The sequence below is a fragment of the Streptomyces sp. NPDC046712 genome, assembly GCF_040645695.1.
Classification (GTDB): domain Bacteria; phylum Actinomycetota; class Actinomycetes; order Streptomycetales; family Streptomycetaceae; genus Streptomyces.
This window is the reverse complement of sequence record NZ_JBEYYW010000033.1, coordinates 1-21,013: the sequence shown is the minus strand read 5'-3', so window position 1 is coordinate 21,013 and position 21,013 is coordinate 1. Positions and strand designations below refer to the sequence as shown.

Genomic DNA, 21,013 nt, shown 5'->3' with positions numbered 1-21,013 from the left:
TCCTCGACGAGGGAGTACGTGACAGACCATGGCCAAGCCCAGCTCCGCACCGATCGCCGTCGTCGGACTCGCCTGCCGTCTGCCGGGCGCCGCCGACCCCGACGCCTTCTGGCGGCTGCTCGGCCGGGGCGAGGACGCGGTCGGGAAGCCGCCGGCGGACCGCTGGTCCGCCTCGGCTCCCCGGCGCGGGGCCTTCCTCGACGAGGTGGACCGGTTCGACGCCGCCTTCTTCGGGATCTCGCCGCGCGAGGCGGCGGCCATGGACCCGCAGCAGCGGCTGATGCTCGAACTGGGCTGGGAGGCCCTGGAGGAGGCCGGGATCGTGCCCGGAGCGATGGCCGGCAGCCGCACGGCGGTGTACGCGAGCGCCATGTGGGACGACTACGCGGCGCTGCACCACCGGCTCGGCGAGGCGGCGGCCGGACGGCACTCGGTCACCGGGCTCGGCCGGGGCATCATCGCCAACCGTCTTTCCTACGTGCTGGGGCTGACCGGCCCCAGCCTGACCGTCGACGCGGCCCAGTCCTCGTCGCTGGTCGCGGTCCACCTGGCCTGCGAGAGCCTGCGGCACGGGGACGCCGACCTGGCCGTGGTGGGCGGCGTGAACCTGATCCTGTCGCCCGGCAGCAGCGCGGACAGCGCCCGGTTCGGTGCCCTGTCCCCCGACGGCCGGTGCTACACCTTCGACTCCCGCGCCAACGGCTACGTCCGGGGCGAGGGCGGGGTCGCCGTCGTGCTGAAGCCGCTGGACCGGGCCGTCGCCGACGGGGACCGCGTGCACGGCGTGATCCTGGGCAGCGCCGTCAACAACGACGGCGCCTCGGCCGGCCTGACGGTGCCGGACCGGGCCGCGCAGGAGGCCGTGCTGCGGGCGGCGCACGCACGCGCCGGCACCGACGCGACCGCCGTCCAGTACGTCGAACTGCACGGCACCGGAACTCCGGTGGGCGATCCGGTGGAGGCCGCGGCGCTCGGCGCCGCGCTCGGCGCGGGCCGGCCGGCGGACGCCCCGCTGCTGGTGGGCTCCGCGAAGACGAACGTCGGGCACCTTGAGGGCGCGGCCGGCCTGGTGGGCTTGCTGAAGACCGTCCTGGCGGTGTCCCGGCGGCGTATCCCCGCGAGCTTGAACTTCCGCGAGCCGAATCCGGCCATCCCGCTGGACGCCCTGGGACTGCGGGTGCAGACACGGGAGAGCGCCTGGCCGGCGCCCGACCGACCGCTGGTCGCCGGCGTGAGCTCGTTCGGCATGGGCGGCACCAACTGCCATGTGGTGGTGGGCGAGGCGGACCCGGCGCCGGCGAAGACGGCCGGCGAGGGGCGTCCGGACGAGGTGGGCTCCAGGTCCGCAGGGCCCGTGGCCTGGCTGCTGTCCGGACGCGACGCCGCGGCGCTCCGCGGGCAGGCGGACCGGCTGCACCGGCACCAGGAGGAGCACGGCCACGACGCGGTGGACACGGCGTACTCGCTCGCCGCGCACCGTACGCGCTTCGACGAGCAGGCCGTGGTGATCGCCGAGGACACGGCCGGTCTGCTCGCCGGGACGGCCGCGCTGGCGGCGGGCCGTGACCACCCGGCGGTGGTGCGTGGCAGCGCGGCGACGGGCCCGGCGCGTACCGCGTTCCTGTTCACCGGTCAGGGCAGCCAGCGCGCAGGCATGGGCCGTGAACTCTACGAGACGTACGAGGAGTTCGCCGCCGCCTTCGACGAGGTGTGCGCAGCCTTCGACGCGCACCTGGACCGTCCGCTCAAGGAGATCGTCTTCGCCGAGGACGACACCCTGCTGCACCGCACCCAGTACACCCAGCCCGCGCTCTTCGCCCTGGAGACCGCGCTGTACCGGCTGCTGGAGACCTGGGGCATCACCCCGGACCACCTGGCCGGTCACTCCATCGGGGAGCTGACGGCCGCTCATGTGGCGGGAGTTCTCTCCCTGGAGGACGCGGCGCTGCTGGTCGCCGCGCGCGGCCGGCTGATGGGCGAGCTGCCGCAGGGCGGCGCGATGGCCGCCGTGGAGGCTCCGGAGGACGCCGTACGGCCGCTGCTCAACGAGCGGGTGACGCTCGCGGCGGTCAACGGGCCCGATTCCGTGGTGATCTCGGGCGACGAGGACGAGGTCGAGCGGGTCACGGCCCACCTGTCCGAGCAAGGCCTCCGCACTCGGCGGCTCACCGTGAGCCACGCCTTCCACTCCCCCCACATGGATCCGATCCTGGAGGAGTTCCGGTCCATCGCCGCCGGACTCACCTTCCACACACCCCGCATCCCGATCGTCTCCACCCTCACCGGCACCCTCGCGACAGCCGAGGAGCTGGCGTCGCCCGACTACTGGACCCGCCACATCCGGGAGGCCGTCCGCTTCCACGACGGCGTACGGGCCCTCCACGATGCGGGCGCCACCGTGTACCTCGAACTCGGGCCGGACGCGGTGCTCGCCGGCGCGGCCCGCCGCACCCTGGCCGAGACGGGCGGCGGACACGTCCTGGCGGCCGGGCTGCGCCGCGGCCGGCCCGAGGCGTCCACCCTGCTGGCCGCCGTCGCGGGCGCGCACGCCCGGGGGACCGAGGTCGACTGGGCCGGGCTGTTCGCGGCCCGGGGCGGCCGGGCGGTGCCACTGCCCACGTACGCCTTCCAGCGCGAGCGTCACTGGCTGGACGGGTCCGGGGCGGACGCGGCGGAGGCAGCGGCCGCGGCCGAGCCCGTCGGGTCGGCCCCGGTCGCCGCGCAGCCGTCGGCCGCCGACCGGAGCGGGCCGGGCGACCCGGCCGCACCGTCCGCCGCGCCCGACCTGACGGAACTGGTCCGTACGCACATCGCCTTCGTGCTCGGGCATGTCACCGCCGACTCCGTCGACGCCGCGCGCACCTTCAAGGAGCTCGGGTTCGACTCGCTCTCCGGCGTCGAGCTCCGCGACCGGCTCCAGTCCGCGACCGGGCTCTCCCTGCCGTCCGCGCTGATCTACCACCACCCCACACCCGAGGCGGTGGTCGGCCTGCTCCAGGAGCGGTACGCCGGCCCGCGCGCCGCGGCTCCCGCCGCCGCCCGGCCCCCGGCCGCACCGGCGGGGACCGGGAGCGACCCGATCGTGATCGTCGGCATGGCCTGCCGTTACCCGGGCGGGGTCGCCTCCCCCGAGGAGCTGTGGGAGCTCGTCGCCTCGGGCGCCGACGCGATCGGACCGTTCCCTGCCGACCGGGGCTGGGACCTGGACGGCCTGTACGACCCCGACCCCGACCGGCCCGGGACCACGTACGCGCGGGAGGGTGGATTCCTCACCGGCGCGGGGGACTTCGACGCCGCGTTCTTCGGCATCAGCCCGCGCGAGGCCGCGGCGATGGACCCACAGCAGCGGCTGCTCCTGGAGACCGCGTGGGAGACGTTCGAGCGGGCCGGGATCGCTCCCGACGGGCTGCGCGGGACCCGGGCCGGCGTGTTCGTCGGCGCGACGGCCATGGAGTACGGGCCGCGGCTACACGAGGCGGCCGAGGGCTACGACGGGTACCTGCTGACCGGCAGCACCGGGAGCGTCGCCTCGGGCCGGCTGGCGTACACCTTCGGCCTGGAGGGCCCTGCCGTCACCGTCGACACCGCATGCTCGTCCTCGCTGGTCGCCCTGCATCTCGCGGTGCAGGCGCTGCGCCAGGGCGAGTGCGACCTCGCGCTCGCCGGCGGGGTGACGGTCATGCCCACCCCGGGCATGTTCCTGGAGTTCAGCCGGCAACGCGGCCTCGCGCCGGACGGCCGGTGCAAGCCCTTCGCCGCGGCGGCGGACGGCACCGCGTGGGCCGAGGGAGTGGGCCTGCTGCTGGTCGAACGGCTCTCGGACGCCGAACGCCACGGTCACGAGGTGCTTGCCGTCGTGCGCGGCACGGCGATCAACCAGGACGGCGCGAGCAACGGCCTGACGGCGCCCAACGGCCCTTCGCAGGAGCGCGTGATCCGCCAGGCCCTGGCCACCGCCGGGCTCACCGGGGCGGACGTCGACGCGATGGAGGCGCACGGCACCGGCACCCGGCTCGGCGACCCCATCGAGGCGGACGCCCTGCTGGCCACCTACGGCCAGGACCGGGCGGACGACCGACCGCTGTGGCTGGGCTCGCTCAAGTCGAACATCGGACACGCGCAGGCCGCGGCCGGCGTCGGCGGCGTCATCAAGATGGTCGAGGCCATGCGCCACGGCGTCCTCCCCCGCACCCTGCACGTCGACGAACCGACCCCGCACGTCGACTGGACGGCCGGCGCGGTAGAACTCCTCACCGAGGGCCGGGAGTGGGCCGCGGAAGGACGTCCGCGACGGGCGGCGGTGTCGTCCTTCGGCATCAGCGGTACCAACGCCCACGTGATCCTGGAGCAGGGTCCGGAGCGGAGCCCGGAGCCGGTGGCGGAGAACCGGCCGCACACAGGTCCGGTGCTCCTTCCGCTGTCCGCACGGACGGCTGACGCGTTGCCCGCGCAGGCCGCGCGCCTGTCCGCGTACCTGACCGATCGCCCGGACGCCGACCTCGCCGGGGTCGCGGGCGCGCTGGCCCGGGGCCGGGCCGCCCTGGAGCACCGCGCGCTACTGGTCGCCGAGGACCGGGAGGAGGCACTGGCCGCACTGGCCGCGCTGGAGGCCGGGGACGACCACCCGGCGGTGGTGCGGGGCAGCGCGGCGACGGGCCCGGCGCGTACCGCGTTCCTGTTCACGGGGCAGGGCAGCCAGCGGGCCGGGATGGGCCGTGAACTGTACGAGACGTACGAGGAGTTCGCCGCCACCTTCGACGAGGTATGCGCAGCCTTCGACGTTCATCTGGACCGCCCGCTCAAGGAGATCGTCTTCGCCGAGGACGACACCCTGCTGCACCGCACCCAGTACACCCAGCCCGCACTCTTCGCCCTGGAAACGGCCCTGTTCCGCCTCGCGGAGCACCACGGGCTGGTGCCGGATCACGTGATCGGGCACTCCATCGGCGAGTTCGCCGCCGCCCACGCGGCAGGCGTCCTCTCCCTGAAGGACGCCGCCCAGCTCGTCGCCGCACGCGGCCGCCTGATGGGCGGACTCCCGCAAGGCGGAGCCATGGCGGCAGTGCAGGCGACGGAGGACGAGGTGCTTCCGCTGCTGGGTCAGCGCGTGGCCCTGGCGGCGGTCAACGGACCCGATTCCGTGGTCGTCTCCGGCGACGAGGACCAGGTCGAACGCATCACCACCCACTTCGCGGCCCTCGGCCGCCGCACCCGACGCCTCACCGTCAGCCACGCCTTCCACTCCCCCCACATGGACCCGATCCTCGAGGAGTTCCGCTCCATCGCCGCCGGACTCACCTTCCACACTCCACGCATCCCGATCATCTCCACCCTCACCGGTGCCCTCGCAACAGCCGAGGAGCTGGCCTCGCCCGACTACTGGACCCGCCACGTCCGCGAGACCGTCCGCTACCACCACGCCGTCGAGACCCTCCGGGGCCTGGGGTCGGGCCGTGCGCAGGTGCTGGTCGAGCTGGGGCCCGACGCCGCGTTGAGCGCGACGACTCCGGGGGCTCTGCCCCTGCTGCGCCGCAATCGCGCCGAGCGGCGCACCCTGCTCGGCGCGCTCGCCGCCGCGTACGCGAGCGGCGCGGTCCTCGACCGGACTGTGCTGCACCGCGGCCTGCCCGCGCACCCGGGCGATCTGCCCACGTACGCCTTCCAGCGCGAACGCCACTGGCTCGCCGCACCCACCACCGTGGCCGGTGCGGAGCTCCTGGGGCTGACGGGGCTGCCCTCGGTCGGGCACCCGTTCCTCGGCTCGCGTATCGAACTGGCCGAGGACGGAAGCCTGGTCCTGCCCGGTCAGGTCTCGACGGCCGCGCACCCCTGGCTGGCGGACCACCGGATCGCGGGCCGGGTACTCCTGCCCGGAACCGCCTTCCTCGACCTGGCCCTGGCCGCCGGCGAGCAGGCCGGGACCCCTCGGGTCGAGGAACTGACCCTGGAGGCCCCACTCGTCCTGGCCGGGGGCATGCCGACACGGCTGCAGGTGTCGGTCGGGGCCGCGGACGAGAACGGGGCGCGCACGCTGTCGGTCCACGGTCGCACCTCGGACACGGCGACGGACACGGGCCCGGGTGAGGGCACGTGGGTCCGGCACGCCACCGCACTGCTCGCACCGGCCCGTACCGCCGTCCCCGCCGCCGAACCGACCACTTCGTGGCCGCCGCCAGGTGCCGAGCCGGTGGATCCTGCCGCACTGTACGAGGAGCTCGACGCCCTCGGATACGGCTACGGGCCCACGTTTCGGGGCGTCCGCGCGGGCTGGCGACACGACGGGGAGCTTTACGCGGAGCTGGAGTTGCCGGTCGCGGAGGCCGGGGCAGGCGCGCCGGCGGCCCGAGCGGGCGAGGAGCCGCAGGGATTCGCCGTGCACCCCGCCCTCCTCGACGCCGCGCTGCATCTTCCGGTGATCCGGGCCGTCGGGGAGGCCGGCGACGGGCTGCCCCTGCCGTTCTCCTGGACCGGGGTGGAACTCCACGCGACGGGAGCCTCGGTCCTGCGGGTGCACTGGTCGGCGGACGGCCGGCTGACGGCGGTGGACACGGAGGGACGACCGGTCCTGTCGGCGGACGCGCTCGCGCTGCTGCCCGTGGACCCGGCCCGGCTGGGCGCGCCCGCCAGGCGTCCGCGCGACCTGCACCGGCTGCGCTGGGAGTCGGTCGTCGTGGAGACCGCGCCGGCCGGCTCCGTCGCCCTCGTGGACGCGGTCGCCGAGTGGGAACCGGAGGTCGAGGTCCCGGCCGTGGTCGCGGTCCGCGTCCCGGCCGGTCGCGCGGGAGCGGGGCACGCCCTGGAGCAGCTTCGCTCATGGCTGACGGAGGATCGCTTCCGGGACGCGCGGCTGCTGCTGCTCACCCGGGGCGCGGTCGCCGCGGCCGACGGGGACGAGGTGGCGGACCCCTGGGCGGCCGCTGTGTGGGGGCTCGTACGGACGGCCCAGTCGGAGCACCCGGACCGCTTCGCGGTCGCCGACGTCGATCTCGCACTGGAGGCGGCGGAGGGGGCGACGGAGCCCGAGATCCAGGGCGCGCTTGCGACGCTGGCCGCCGCCTCGACGAGCGAGCCTCAACTCGCCTTGCGTGCTGATGTGTTGAGAGCCCCGAGGCTGGTCCGTGCCGATGATGGCGCGGATGCTCCGGCGCTCGGCGGTCCGGCCGGGTTCGCTGACCGCACCGTCCTGGTGACCGGTGCCACGGGCGCTCTGGGTCGGCTGCTGGCCCGTCATCTTGTCGAGCGGCATGGCGCACGGGACCTGTTGCTGCTCAGCCGGTCCGGGGCCGCGGCCGCCGGGGCCGACGAACTGCTTGCCGAGCTGACTGCGGCCGGTGCGCGGGCCGAGTTCGCGGCCGTGGACGCCGCCGACCGCGAGGCGCTGGCCCGGGTCCTGGAGTCCGTACCCGAGGAGCGTCCGCTGGGTGCGGTGTTCCACCTGGCGGGGGCGCTGGACGACGGCACGCTCGCGTCGCTGACCGGCGACCGCCTGGACGCCGTCCTGCGACCGAAGGCCGACGCCGCCCTCCATCTGCACGAGCTGACCGCGGACCGGGACCTGTCCGCCTTCGTGCTCTTCTCGTCGGTCAGCGGTCTCGTCGGCACCGCCGGGCAGGCCAACTACGCGGCCGCCAACGCCGTCCTGGACGCGCTCGCGGAGCAGCGGCGCGCGGCCGGTCTGCCGGGCGTCTCGCTGGCCTGGGGCCTGTGGGACACCGACGACGGTATGGCCGGTGGCCTGGGTGCGGCGGAGCGGGCGCGGTGGGCGCGCTCCGGGTTCGCCCCACTGACCGGCGCCGAGGGTCTGGCCCTGCTCGACGCGCTCCCGGCCGGTGCGGCGGGCGCGCTCGTCCCCGTCCGGCTGGACGGGGCGGCGCTGCGCGAGCGGGCGGCGGCCGGGCCGCTGCCGGCTCCGCTGCGGGACCTGGTACGGACGCCCCTGCGGCGGGCCGCGGCGACCGTTCGGCCGGCCGGCGAGGAGTCCTGGGCCGAGCGGACGGGCGCGCTGGCGCCGGCGGAACGCGAACGGGCGGTGAGCGAGCTCGTCCGGACCACCGTAGCCACCGTCCTCGGTCACGCCACGTCCACGTCGATCGACGCCGCCCGAGCCTTCCGGGACCTGGGCTTCGACTCGCTGACCGGCGTGGAGCTGCGCAACCGGCTGAGCACTCTCACCGGCCTGCGCATACCCGCGACCGCCGTCTTCGACCACCCCTCCCCCGAGGCGCTCGCCGCCCACCTGGTGGGGCTGCTGCCGGGCGGCTCCGCCACGGGGCGGACCGACCGGGACGCGCCGGGAGCGCTCGCGGCGGTGTCCGACGACCCGATCGTGATCGTCGGGATGGCCTGCCGCTATCCCGGCGAGGTGGGCTCCCCCGAGGAGCTGTGGGAGCTGGTGGCTTCGGGCGGCGACGCGATCGGGCCGTTCCCCGCGGACCGGGGCTGGGACCTGGACGGACTGTACGACCCGGACCCCGAGCGCCTGGGCACCTCGTACACCCGGGAGGGCGGATTCCTTTACGGGGCCGCCGAGTTCGACGCCGAGTTCTTCGGGATCAGCCCGCGCGAGGCGGTGGCCGTCGACCCGCAGCAGCGGCTGCTCCTGGAGACCGCCTGGGAGACGTTCGAGCGGGCCGGCATCGACGCCGCTGCGGTGCGCGGCAGCCGGACCGGCGTCTTCGCGGGCGTGATGTACAACGACTACAGCGCGCGACTGGCCAGAACACCGGAGGAGCTCGAGGGGTACGTCCTCACCGGCAACACGGCGAGCGTGGTCTCGGGCCGCCTGGCGTACACCTTCGGCCTGGAGGGCCCGGCCGTCACCGTCGACACCGCCTGCTCCTCGTCGCTGGTCGCGCTGCATCTGGCGGCACAGGCGCTGCGCAACGGCGAGTGCGACCTCGCCCTGGCCGGCGGGGTCACCGTGATGGCGCGGCCGGACACCTTCGTGGAGTTCAGCCGGCAGCGGGGGCTGTCGGCCGACGGGCGCTGCAAGTCCTTCGCGGCGGCGGCGGACGGGACGGGCTGGTCGGAGGGCGTCGGGCTGCTGCTCGTCGAACGGCTCTCGGACGCTCGACGCAACGGCCACCAGGTCCTGGCCGTCGTCCGCGGCTCCGCCGTCAACCAGGACGGCGCGAGCAACGGCCTGACCGCGCCCAACGGCCCCTCCCAGGAGCGCGTGATCCGCCAGGCCCTGGCCACCGCCGGGCTCACCGGGGCGGATGTGGACGCTGTCGAGGCGCACGGCACCGGAACCCGGCTCGGCGACCCCATCGAGGCGCAGGCCCTGCTGGCCACCTACGGCCAGGACCGGGCGGAGGGGCGCCCGTTGTGGCTGGGCTCGCTCAAGTCGAACATCGGACACGCGCAGGCCGCGGCCGGCGTCGGCGGCATCATCAAGATGGTCGAGGCCATGCGCCACGGTGTCCTGCCCCGGACCCTGCACGTGGACGAGCCCTCGCCGCATGTGGACTGGTCGGCGGGCGCGGTCGAGCTCCTCGCCGAGGCGCGGGAGTGGGCCGCGGAAGGACGTCCGCGGCGCGCGGCGGTGTCGTCCTTCGGCATCAGCGGCACCAACGCGCACGTGATTTTGGAGGAGCCCGAGGCGGCTCTGGTGGGGACGCCTGTCGCGTCCGACACGCCCGCCCCGGACGCGGATGTGGATACGGATGTGAATACGGGAGCGGGTGCGAGTACGGGTCCTGGAGCCGTATCCGGCCTCGTACCGCTGCCACTGTCCGCGCACTCGCCGGCGGCGCTGCGGGCGCAGGCCGCCCGGCTCTCGGCGCACCTGGAAGCCCGGCCGGACACCGCCCGGGCGACCGCGGCGCGCGTCCTGGCCACCGGCCGAGCGGCGCTGCCCCACCGCGCGGTGGTGCTGACGGAGGACCGGGAGGACGCCCTTGCGGCGCTGGCCGCCTTGGCGGCCGGCGAGGAGCACCCGGCCGTGGTGCGCGGCTCGGCGGACGGCGAGCTCCGCGCGGCGTTCCTGTTCACCGGGCAGGGCAGCCAGCGGGCAGGCATGGGGCGTGAACTGTACGAGACGTACGAGGAGTTCGCCGCCGCCTTCGACGAGGTGTGCGCAGCCTTCGACGTTCATCTGGACCGCCCGCTCAAGGAGATCGTCTTCGCCGAGGACGACACACTGCTGCACCGCACCCAGTACACCCAGCCCGCACTCTTCGCCGTCGAGGTCGCTCTCCACCGCTTGCTGGGGGCGCACGGCCTCACCCCGGACCACTTGATCGGGCACTCCATCGGCGAGTTCGCCGCCGCCCACGCGGCAGGCGTCCTCTCCCTGGAGGACGCCGCCCAGCTCGTCGCCGCACGCGGCCGCCTGATGGGCGGACTCCCGCAAGGCGGCGCCATGGCGGCAGTGCAGGCCAGCGAAGCGGAGCTACGTCCCCTGCTCACCGCAGTCGTAGGGCTCGCGGCGGTCAACGGACCCGATTCCGTGGTCGTGTCCGGCGACGAGGACGAGGTCGAGCGGGTCACGGCCCACTTCGCGGCCCTCGGCCGCCGCACCCGACGCCTCACCGTCAGCCACGCCTTCCACTCCCCCCACATGGACCCGATCCTCGAGGAGTTCCGCGCTGTCGCCGCGGGACTCACCTTCCACACACCACGCATCCCGATCATCTCCACCCTCACCGGCACCCTCGCAACAGCCGAGGAACTCGCCTCCCCCGACTACTGGACCCGCCACATCCGCGAGACCGTGCGCTACCACGAGGCGGTGGAGACCCTCCGGGTTCTGGGCGACGTACTCCCCGTCGAGGTGGGGCCCGACGCCGCGCTCACGTCGCTGACTCCCCGGGCGGTACCGCTGCTCCGTCGCAACCGCGACGAGCGGACCGCGTTCCTGACCGCGCTGGCCACCGCCCACGCCCACGGCGTGGCCGTGGACCGGGCCTCCTTCGCCGCCGGCGGCGGCGTCTCGACCGCGCCCGCCGACGCCCATGAGCTGCCCACCTATCCCTTCCAGCGGGCGCGCTACTGGATGGAGGCCGCGTCGGCCGAAGCGGACGGAGCCTCCCTGCTCGGTGCGGCGGTGGAACTCGCCGACGGTCGGGGGCTGTTGTTCTCCGGCACCCTCGATCCGAAGCAGTTGCCCTGGCTCGCGGACCATGCGGTGGGCGGCGCGCCCCTCGTCCCTGGCAGCGTCTTCGCCGAACTGGCGCTCCAAGCGGGCGAGTACGCGCAGAGCCCTGTGGTGGACGATCTCACTCTGGAGGCGCCGCTCCTGCTGCCCGCCTCCGGCCCGGTCGCGCTGCAGCTGACCGTCGACGCGCCGGAAGCCGGGGGGCGCCGCCCGTTCGCGGTGCACGCCCGGACCGCCGAGGACGCGCCCTGGGTGCGCCACGCCTCCGGGACCCTCGCGCCCGAGGACACGGTCGCCGAGGCGGCCGACACGGCGTGGCCGCCGCCCGGCGCCGCCGCGCTCGACGTCGAGCGGGTGTACACCCGCCTCGCGGACCTCGGGTACGGCTACGGACCGGCGTTCCGCAATCTGACCGCCGCCTGGCGGGACGGAGACACGCTGGTCGCCGAGGTGCGGCTGTCGGCGGACGCCGAGGCGTCGGCCGACGCCTTCGCCCTGCATCCCGCGCTGCTCGACGCGGCCCTGCACCTCGTGCCGGTACGTGACGAGGACGCCGCCGAACCGGTCCTGCCCTTCGCCTGGACGGGCCTGAGGCTGCACGCCACCGGGGCCACTGCGCTGCGGGTCTCGCTCGCCCCGGCCGGACCGGGCGCGGTGTCCCTGCGCGCCACGGATCCGACCGGCGCGCCCGTCGTCACCGCGGAGGCCCTGGTGCTGCGGCCGCTGCCCGAGGGCGCGCTGTCCGCCGCGCCGGCCGTGGCCGGGCTTCCGCTGTACGCCGTGGCGTGGCTGGACGCGGCTGCGCCGTCCGCCGCGGATGCGGAGATCGCCGCCGCGACCGTGACGGAGCACCTTGGGTCGTACGAGAGCCCGCAGGCGGCCGTAGCGCGCGCCCTGGAGCTCGTACAGGACTGGCTGACGCGGGAGCGGCCCGCGGGGGCGCGGCTCGCGCTGGTCACCGAAGGCGCCGTGGCGACCGGTGCGGGTGAGGGCCCGTCCGCGCTGGCGACCGCGGCCGTGTGGGGGCTGGTCCGTACCGCGCAGACCGAGCATCCGGACCGGTTCGTGCTGGTCGACACCGACGGCAGTGCGGCGTCCGCGGCCGCCCTCGACCGGGCGCTCGGCTCGGGCGAGCCCCAACTCGCCCTGCGGGAGGGTCGGACACTCGTCCCGCGCCTCGCCGCGCTGCCGACCGTGCAGGGCGGTTCGCGGCCGCTTCGGACGGACGGGACGGTGCTGCTCACCGGCGCGACCGGGGCCCTCGGCGCGCTCCTGGCCGAACACCTGGTCACCACGCACGGCATCACCCGACTCCTGCTCACCAGCAGGCGCGGCTCCGACGCCCCCGGCGCCTGCGAACTCACCGAACGCATCACCTCGTTGGGAGCAGAGGTCACTCTGGCCGCCACCGACACCGCCGACCCCGACGCCGTCCGCGCACTCCTCGACGGCATACCGGACGCGCACCCGCTCACCGCCGTCGTCCACGCCGCCGGCGTGCTCGACGACGGTCTGCTGGAGGACCTGACGCCGGAGCGGCTGGATCTCGTCCTGCGCCCGAAGGCCGACGCCGCCCTGGTGCTTCACGAGCTCACCGCGGACCGGGAACTCGATGCCTTCGTCCTCTTCTCCTCCGTCACCGGCGTGACCGGCACGGCAGGGCAGGCCAACTACGCCGCCGCCAACGCCTACGTGGACGCGCTGGCCCAGCACCGGCAGGCCCTCGGCCTGCCCGCCACGTCCCTCGCCTGGGGCCTGTGGGACACCGAGACCGGTATGGGCGGACGGCTCAGCGCCTCCGACGTCGCCCGCATCGGCCGCACCGGCATCGCCCCGCTCACCGTCGCCGAGGGGCTCCGGCTCTTCGACGCCGCGCTGGCGGCGCCGGCCGGTCCGGAGCGCGCGGCACTGGTCGCGAGCAGGTTCACGCCCGCCGCCCTGGAGGGCTCGGCGTCCGTCCCGGCCCCGCTGCGCTCGCTCGTCCGGGTCACCCGGCGGCGTGCGGCCTCCGGTACGGCCCCGGCCGCGGCGGCCGACCTGGTCGGCAGGCTGTCGGCGCTCTCCCGCGCGGACGCGGAGCGCGAGGTCCTGGAGCTGGTGCGGGCGGCCGCGGCCACCGTGCTCGGCCACTCCGGCGCCGACTCGGTCACGGCCGGCCGGGCCTTCACCGACCTGGGCTTCGACTCGCTCGCCGCCGTCGACCTGCGCAACCGGCTCGGCGCGGCCACCGGCCTGCGGCTGCCCACGACCCTCGTCTTCGACCACCCCACGCCGACCGCTCTGGCCGGCCGACTCCTCGTCGAGCTGCTGCCGGACGAGGCCGGCGCCGACACCGGCGCCGAGGCCGGGCAGACGGCGGCAGTCGCGGCGCGCGTCGACGACGACCCGATCGCCGTCGTCGCGATGGCCTGCCGGTTCCCGGGCGGGGTGAACTCCCCCGAGGAGCTGTGGCAGCTGGTCGCGGACGGCACGGACGCCGTGTCCGGCTTCCCCACCGACCGCGGCTGGGACCTCGCCGGACTCTACGACCCGGACGGCGAGCGCCCCGGCACGTCGTACGCCCGGGAAGGCGGATTCCTGTACGGGGCCCCCGAGTTCGACCCCGTGTTCTTCGGCATGAGCCCGCGCGAGGCCCTGACCACCGACCCGCAGCAGCGCCTGCTCCTGGAGACCGCCTGGGAGGCGTTCGAACGGGCCGGGATCGCTCCGGCGGCGCTGCGCGGCTCGAAGACCGGTGTGTTCGCCGGGGTGATGTACAACGACTACGGGGCCCGGCTGCACCAGGCGGAGGAGGCGCCCGAGGGCTTCGAGGGCTATCTGGTCAGCGGTAGCGCGGGCAGCGTGGCCTCCGGCCGGGTGGCGTACACCTTCGGCCTGGAGGGCCCGGCCGTCACCGTCGACACCGCATGCTCCTCCTCCCTCGTCGCCCTGCACCTGGCGGCGCAGGCGCTGCGCAACGGCGAGTGCGACCTCGCCCTGGCCGGAGGCGTGACGGTGATGGCCAGCCCGGCGACGTTCGTGGAGTTCAGCCGGCAGCGCGGGCTCGCGCCCGACGGGCGCTGCAAGCCGTTCGCGGCGGCCGCCGACGGGACCGGCTGGGCGGAGGGTGCCGGACTGCTGCTCGTCGAACGGCTCTCGGACGCCCGCCGCCACGGACACCAGGTCCTGGCCCTGGTCAGCGGCACGGCCGTCAACCAGGACGGCGCGAGCAACGGCCTGACCGCGCCCAACGGCCCCTCCCAGCAGCGCGTGATCCGGCAGGCGCTGGCCGCCGCGGGGCTCACCGCCCGGGACGTCGACGCCGTCGAGGCGCACGGCACCGGAACCCGGCTCGGCGACCCCATCGAGGCGCAGGCGCTGCTCGCCGTATACGGCGCGGACCGGCCGGTGGACGACCCGCTGTTCCTGGGGTCTGTGAAGTCCAACATCGGTCACACGCAGGCCGCGGCCGGCGTCGCCGGCGTGATCAAGTCGGTGATGGCGATGCGGCACGGCGTCCTCCCGAGGAGTCTGCACATCGACGAGCCGTCCCCCCACGTCGACTGGACGGCGGGCGCGGTGGAACTCCTCACCGAATCCGTCGCCTGGCCCGAGCGGGACCGCCCGCGGCGGGCCGCCGTCTCCTCCTTCGGGATCAGCGGCACCAACGCCCACGTGGTCCTCGAGCACGTCACCGACTCGGCTCCGGAGCCCGCTCCGGCCGAGCCGGACGGCGTGCCCGAGGCCGAGGACCCGCTGCCGTGGCTGCTCTCCGCGCGGACGCCCGAGGCGCTGCGCGCCCTGGCCGGACGGTTGCACGCATGGGTCGAGTCCCGCCCGGAGGCGGAACTCCGCGGAACGGCCGCGGCGTTGGCCGGCGGGCGGAGCGCCCTGGAGCACCGGGCCGCGTTCGCCGCCGTCGGCCGTGAGGAGGCGTCGGCCGCTCTGCGCCGCCTGTCCGAGGGGGACCACTCGCGGACCTCGGTACGCGAGGCGCCCGCCGATACGCCCCGTACGGCGTTCCTGTTCACCGGACAGGGCAGCCAGCGGGCCGGAATGGGCCGTGAACTGTACGAGACGTACGAGGCGTTCGCCGCCGCCTTCGACGAGGTGTGCGCCGCCGTCGACGTCCACCTCGGCCGCTCGCTCAAGGAGATCGTCTTCGCCGAGGACGACACCCTGCTGCACCGCACCGAGTACACCCAGCCGGCCCTGTTCGCCCTGGAGACCGCGCTGTACCGACTGGTGGAGACCTGGGGCATCACCCCGGACCACGTGGCGGGCCACTCCATCGGAACGGTGGCGGCAGCTCATGTGTCCGGCGTGCTGAGCCTGGCCGACGCGGCGACGCTGATCACGGCACGGGGCAGGCTGATGCAGGCCCTGCCGCCGGGCGGCGCCATGGTCGCCCTCTCGGTGGACGAGGACGCGGCACGGGCGCTGCTGGCGGGCCACGAGGACGTGGCGGGCATCGCGGCGGTCAACGGGCCGCGGGCCACGGTCGTCTCCGGCGCGGAGGAAGCCGTACGCGAGATCGCCGCCCGGGCCGCCGGAACCGGCGCGAAGACCCGGCGCCTCACGGTCAGTCATGCCTTCCACTCGCCGCTGATGGAGCCGATGCTCGACGCGTTCCGCGCGGTGGTGGCGGGCCTCGAATTCCACCCGCCGACCGTCCCGCTGGTCTCCGACCTCACCGGACGCCTCGCAAGCGCCGAGGAGCTCGCCTCGCCCGACTACTGGACCGCCCACATCCGCGGCACCGTGCGCTTCGCCGACGTGCTGCGCACCCTGCGGGAACAGGGAGCCGGGGCATTGCTGGAGGTCGGCCCGGACGCCGTACTCGCGACGATGGCCGCCGACACGCTCGCGGACGACGAAGTGCCGGACGGCACCGTCGCGCTGCCGCTGCTGCGCCGTGACCGGGCGGAGGCCGCCGCCCTGTCCGAGGCGCTCGGCGCGCTGTGGACGGCGGGGGTCCCGGTGGACTGGACGGCGTACTTCGGCGGCCGAGGCACGGACGCACCGAACCTGCCCACGTACCCCTTCCAGCGCGACCGGTACTGGCTGGACGTGCCTGCCCGCAGGCGGGCGGACGTCGGCGGGGCCGGACTCGGCGTCGCGGACCACCCCCTGCTCGGCGCGGCCCTCGAACTCGCCGACGGCTCGGGCGTCGTGCACACCGGGCTGCTCTCCCCGCTCACCCACCCCTGGCTCGGGGACCACGCCCTGCTCGGAGCGGTCGTGCTGCCTGGTGCCGCGCTGCTGGATCTGGCGCTGTACGCGGGGCGGGCGGCCGGCGCGCCGACGCTGGACGAACTCACCTTGAGCGCCCCGCTGTTGCTGCCCGAAGAGGGTGCGGTGCAGCTCCAGGTCACGGTGGGCGCGGCCGACGCGGAGGGACGGCGGACCATCGGCGTCCACGCGCGTGAGGCCGGGACCGACGCCCCGTGGACGGAGCACGCCTCCGGTGTGCTGGCCCCGGATCCTGGCCCCGACACCGAGGCCGACGGGGCGGACCCGCTCGGCGTGTGGCCGCCGGCCGGTGCGGAGCCGGTCGACGTCTCGTCCGCGTACGAGGACCTGGCGCGGCTCGGCTACGCCTACGGACCGGCCTTCCAGGGCCTCCGGGCGGCCTGGCGACGCGACGACGGCGCCTGGTTCGCCGAGGTCTCGCACGGAGAGGGCGCGGGCGGCGATTCCGGCGACGCGGCCCACGGCTTCCCGGTGGGGCCCGCGCTGCTCGACGCGGCGCTGCATCCGCTCGCGCTCGAAGGACCCGGCGAGTCCGGCGGCCTGCGGGTGCCGTTCTCCTGGGCCGGGGTACGGGTGCACGGCACGGCGGGCTCCGGCGTTCTCCGGGTCGCCCTCACCCCGGCGGGCCCCGACCGCAGCCGGCTGTTCCTCGCGGACGGGGCCGGGGAACCGGTGCTGTCCGTGGCGGAGCTGAGCGTACGGGAGACCGACCCGGCCCGGCTGCTCGCGCGCCGGGGATCCGGCGCCGGCAGCACCCTGCACCGGGTGGACTGGGCACCGCTGCCGGAACCGAAGTCCGCCGCCGCGGACTGGGCTCCGTACGAGGAGGCACCCGGGTCCGTACCGCACTCGTCCGGGACGGTACCGGCCTCGTCCGGGTCCGTACCGACCTCGTCCGAGTCCGTGACGCACTCCACCGTGTCCGTACCGAACTCGTCCGCATCCGCCCCGTACAAGGTGCTGCCCGCGGCGCCGGGCGCCTCCGTGTACGAGACGCTGCGGACGCTCCGCGACTGGCTGGACGATGAGCGGAGCGCCGACGCGACGCTGGTCGTCCTCACCCGTGGCGCGACGGCCGTGCGGGCGGCGGAACCCGTCACCGGGTTGGAGCAGGCTCCTCTGTGGGGGCTCGTGCGCACGGCGCAGAGCGAGCACCCCGGCCGGTTCGTTCTCGTGGACACCGACGACAGCGCGGCCTCGGAGGCGGCGCTCGGCCGGGCCCTGGCCTCGGGTGAGCCTCAACTCGCTCTGCGCGAAGGCGCGTTGTTCGTCCCCCGGCTGGCCGTCCTGCCGGAGCCCGAGCCGCGTGCCGGGGTCCTGCGGACGGACGGGACGGTGCTGCTCACCGGCGCGACCGGGGCCCTCGGCGCGCTCCTGGCCGAACACCTGGTCACCACGCACGGCATCACCCGACTCCTGCTCACCAGCAGGCGCGGCCCCGACGCCCCCGGAGCCCGCGAGACCACCGACCGGCTCACCGCGCTCGGGGCGCACATCACCCTGGCCGCCACCGACACCGCCGACCCCGAAGCCGTCCGCGCACTTCTCGAGGGCATACCGGACGCGCACCCGCTCACCGCCGTCGTCCACGCCGCCGGAGTCACCCGGGACGGTACGCTCGCCTCCCTCACGGAGCCGGACGTCGTCGAGGTGCTGCGCCCGAAGGCAGACGCCGCCCTGGTGCTGCACGAGCTGACCGCGGACCTGGAGCTGGACGCCTTCGTGCTGTTCTCCTCCGTGGCCGGCATCACGGGCAACCCGGGGCAGGCCAACTACGCGGCCGCCAATACGTACGTGGACGCACTGGCCCAGCACCGGCAGGCCCTCGGCCTGCCCGCCACATCCCTCGCATGGGGCCTGTGGGACACCGAGACCGGCATGGGCGGCGCACTCGGCGCGGTGGACCTCGCCCGCATCGCCCGCACCGGCATCGCCCCGCTCGCCGTCGCCGAAGGACTCCGGCTCTTCGACGCGGCCCTGCTCAGCGGGCTGCCGCTCGTCGTGCCGGCCAGGGTCGACTCGGCGGCCCTGCGCCGGGCCACCGACCCGGCCGGCATCCCGGCCGTGCTGCGGGACCTCGTCCCGCCACGGCCCTCGGGGCCCGCGGCGAACGCGACCCGGCCGGACGGAACCCGGGGCGCGGCGACGGACGGCACTCCGCCGTGGGTGCGCAAGCTCGCCGAGGCGTCCGCGGCCGACCGGCCCCGGATAGCCCTGGATCTCGTCCGCGCGACGGTGGCCGAGGTACTCGGCCACCCGCCGAACCACCCCGTGCCCGTCGACCGCGGGCTGCTCGACCTGGGCTTCGACTCGCTCACCGCGGTCGAACTCCGCAACCGGCTCGGTACGGAGACCGGCCTGCGGCTGCCCACGACCGTGCTCTTCGACCGGCCGACGGCAAGCGCGCTCGCCACGCATCTGCTGGGCGAGCTCGCCCCCCGCCTCCCCGGCGGCGCGGCGGCCACCCTGGCTCGCATCGAGGAGCTGGAGGCCTCGTTCGCCGACGGCGACGGACTGGGCGCCGAGGCGCGCGAGCGCATCGCCGACCGCCTGACGGCGGTCCTGGCGCGGCTCCGCCCGGAGGCCGCGGCCTCCGACGACACGCACACCACCGCACTCCTGGACCAGGCTTCCGACGACGAGCTGTTCCGGCTCATCGACGGCGGCCTCGGCTCCGAGTGAACCGCACCAAGAGGAGAGTTGACGTCGAATGACGAACGAGGACAAGCTCCGCGACTACCTCAAGCGGGTGACCGCCGATCTGCTGCAGACGCGGGAACAGCTGAGCCAGGTGGAGGCCGAGCGGCACGAGCCGATCGCCATCGTCGGCATGGCGTGCCGCTACCCGGGCGGGGTGCGCTCGCCGGAGGATCTGTGGCGGATCGTTTCGTCGGGCACGGACGCCATCTCGCCCTTCCCGGAGAACCGAGGCTGGGACACGGCCGCCCTGTTCGACCCCGACCCGGAGCGCACCGGCAAGACGTACGCCCGCGAGGGTGGCTTCCTGCACGACGCCGACCGCTTCGATCCTGCGTTCTTCGGTATCAGCCCGCGTGAGGCGCTGGCGATCGACCCCCAGCAACGACTGCTCCTGGAGACCGCCTGGGAGACCTTCGAGCGGGCCGGCATCGACGCTCGGACGCTGCGCGGCAGCCGGACCGGTGTGTTCGCGGGGGTGATGTACGGGGACTACGGCGGCCGGATCCGCAAGGCCCCGGACGGCCTGGAGGGGTACATCGGCACCGGCAGCGCCGGGTCGATCGCGTCCGGCCGGCTCTCGTACACCTTCGGCCTGGAAGGCCCGGCCGTCACCGTCGACACCGCGTGCTCCTCCTCGCTCGTGGCCCTGCACCTGGCCGTCCAGGCGCTGCGCAACGGCGAGTGCGACCTCGCTCTGGCGGGCGGCGCGACGGTGATCGCGACGCCCGGACTGTTCGTCGAGTTCAGCAGACAGCGGGGACTGTCCGCCGACGGGCGCTGCAAGGCCTTCGCGGCCGCGGCGGACGGAACCGGATGGGGCGAGGGCGTCGGGCTGCTGCTGGTGGAGCGACTTTCCGACGCCCGCCGCAACGGACACCAGGTGCTGGCCGTCGTCCGCGGCTCGGCCGTCAACCAGGACGGTACGAGTGGGCAGTTGTCGGCCCCGAACGGGCCGTCGCAGCAGCGGGTGATCCGTCAGGCCCTGGCCGACGCCGGTCTGACCACGTCCGACGTGGACGCGGTCGAGGCGCACGGCACCGGCACCCGGCTCGGCGACCCCATCGAGGCGCAGGCCCTGCTGGCGACGTACGGGCAGGACCGGCCGGCCGACCGGCCGCTGTGGCTGGGCTCGCTCAAGTCCAACATCGGGCACACGCAGGCCGCAGCAGGTGTCGGCGGCATCATCAAGATGGTCGAGGCCATGCGCCACGGCGTGCTCCCCCGCACGCTGCACGTCGACGAACCGTCCCCGCATGTGGACTGGACGGCCGGCGCGGTCGAACTCCTCACGGACGAGGTGGCGTGGCCGGAGGCCGAGCGGCCCCGTCGCGCGGCGGTCTCCTCGTTCGGCATCAGCGGCACCAACGCGCACATCATCCTGGAGCAGGCCGGCGAGCAGGCAACGCAGGGGCAGCCCTCCGGCGACGGGATTCCGGCGCCCTGGACGCTGTCGGGTCACTCCGAGGCGGCGCTGCAGGACCAGGCCACGCGCCTGCGCACGTACCTGGACGATCGCCCTGAAGCGGAACTGAACCCGGTGGCGCATGTACTCGCGACCGGTCGGGCGCACCAGGACCACCGGGCCGTCATCACCCACACCGACCGGGACGGGCTCACCGAAGCACTGGGAGCACTCGCGCAGGGCGCACCGCACGCCGATGTGGTGCAGAACGTGGTCAGCCCGCTCGGTAAGACGGTGTTCGTCTTTCCTGGTCAGGGCTCGCAGTGGGACGGCATGGCCCGCGACCTCCTCGTGACCTCACCGGTGTTCGCCCAGCACCTCACGGAAGCGGCCGAAGCCATCCAGACACACGTCGGCTGGAACCTCCTCGACGTCCTCGACGGAGCCGACGGCGCACCACCCATCGACCGCGTCGACGTCATCCAGCCGGCCCTGTTCGCCGTCATGACCAGCCTCGCCAAACTCTGGCAACACCACGGCATCCACCCCGACGCCGTCATCGGCCACTCACAAGGCGAAAT

The 21,013-nt window shown here is 75.0% G+C and carries 2 protein-coding genes; both read left to right on the top strand.

Translation table 11 applies throughout. From position 1 onward, the window contains the following. Positions 1 to 28: 28 nt before the first annotated feature. Positions 29 to 19,012 (top strand): SDR family NAD(P)-dependent oxidoreductase, encoded by an 18,984-nt coding sequence (locus tag ABZ939_RS31740; RefSeq protein WP_361862875.1) that lies wholly within the window; start codon positions 29 to 31, stop codon positions 19,010 to 19,012. A gap of 28 nt (positions 19,013 to 19,040) precedes the next feature. Further along, a partial coding sequence (locus tag ABZ939_RS31735; RefSeq protein WP_361862872.1) for a type I polyketide synthase occupies positions 19,041 to 21,013 on the top strand: 1,973 nt, incomplete at its 3' end.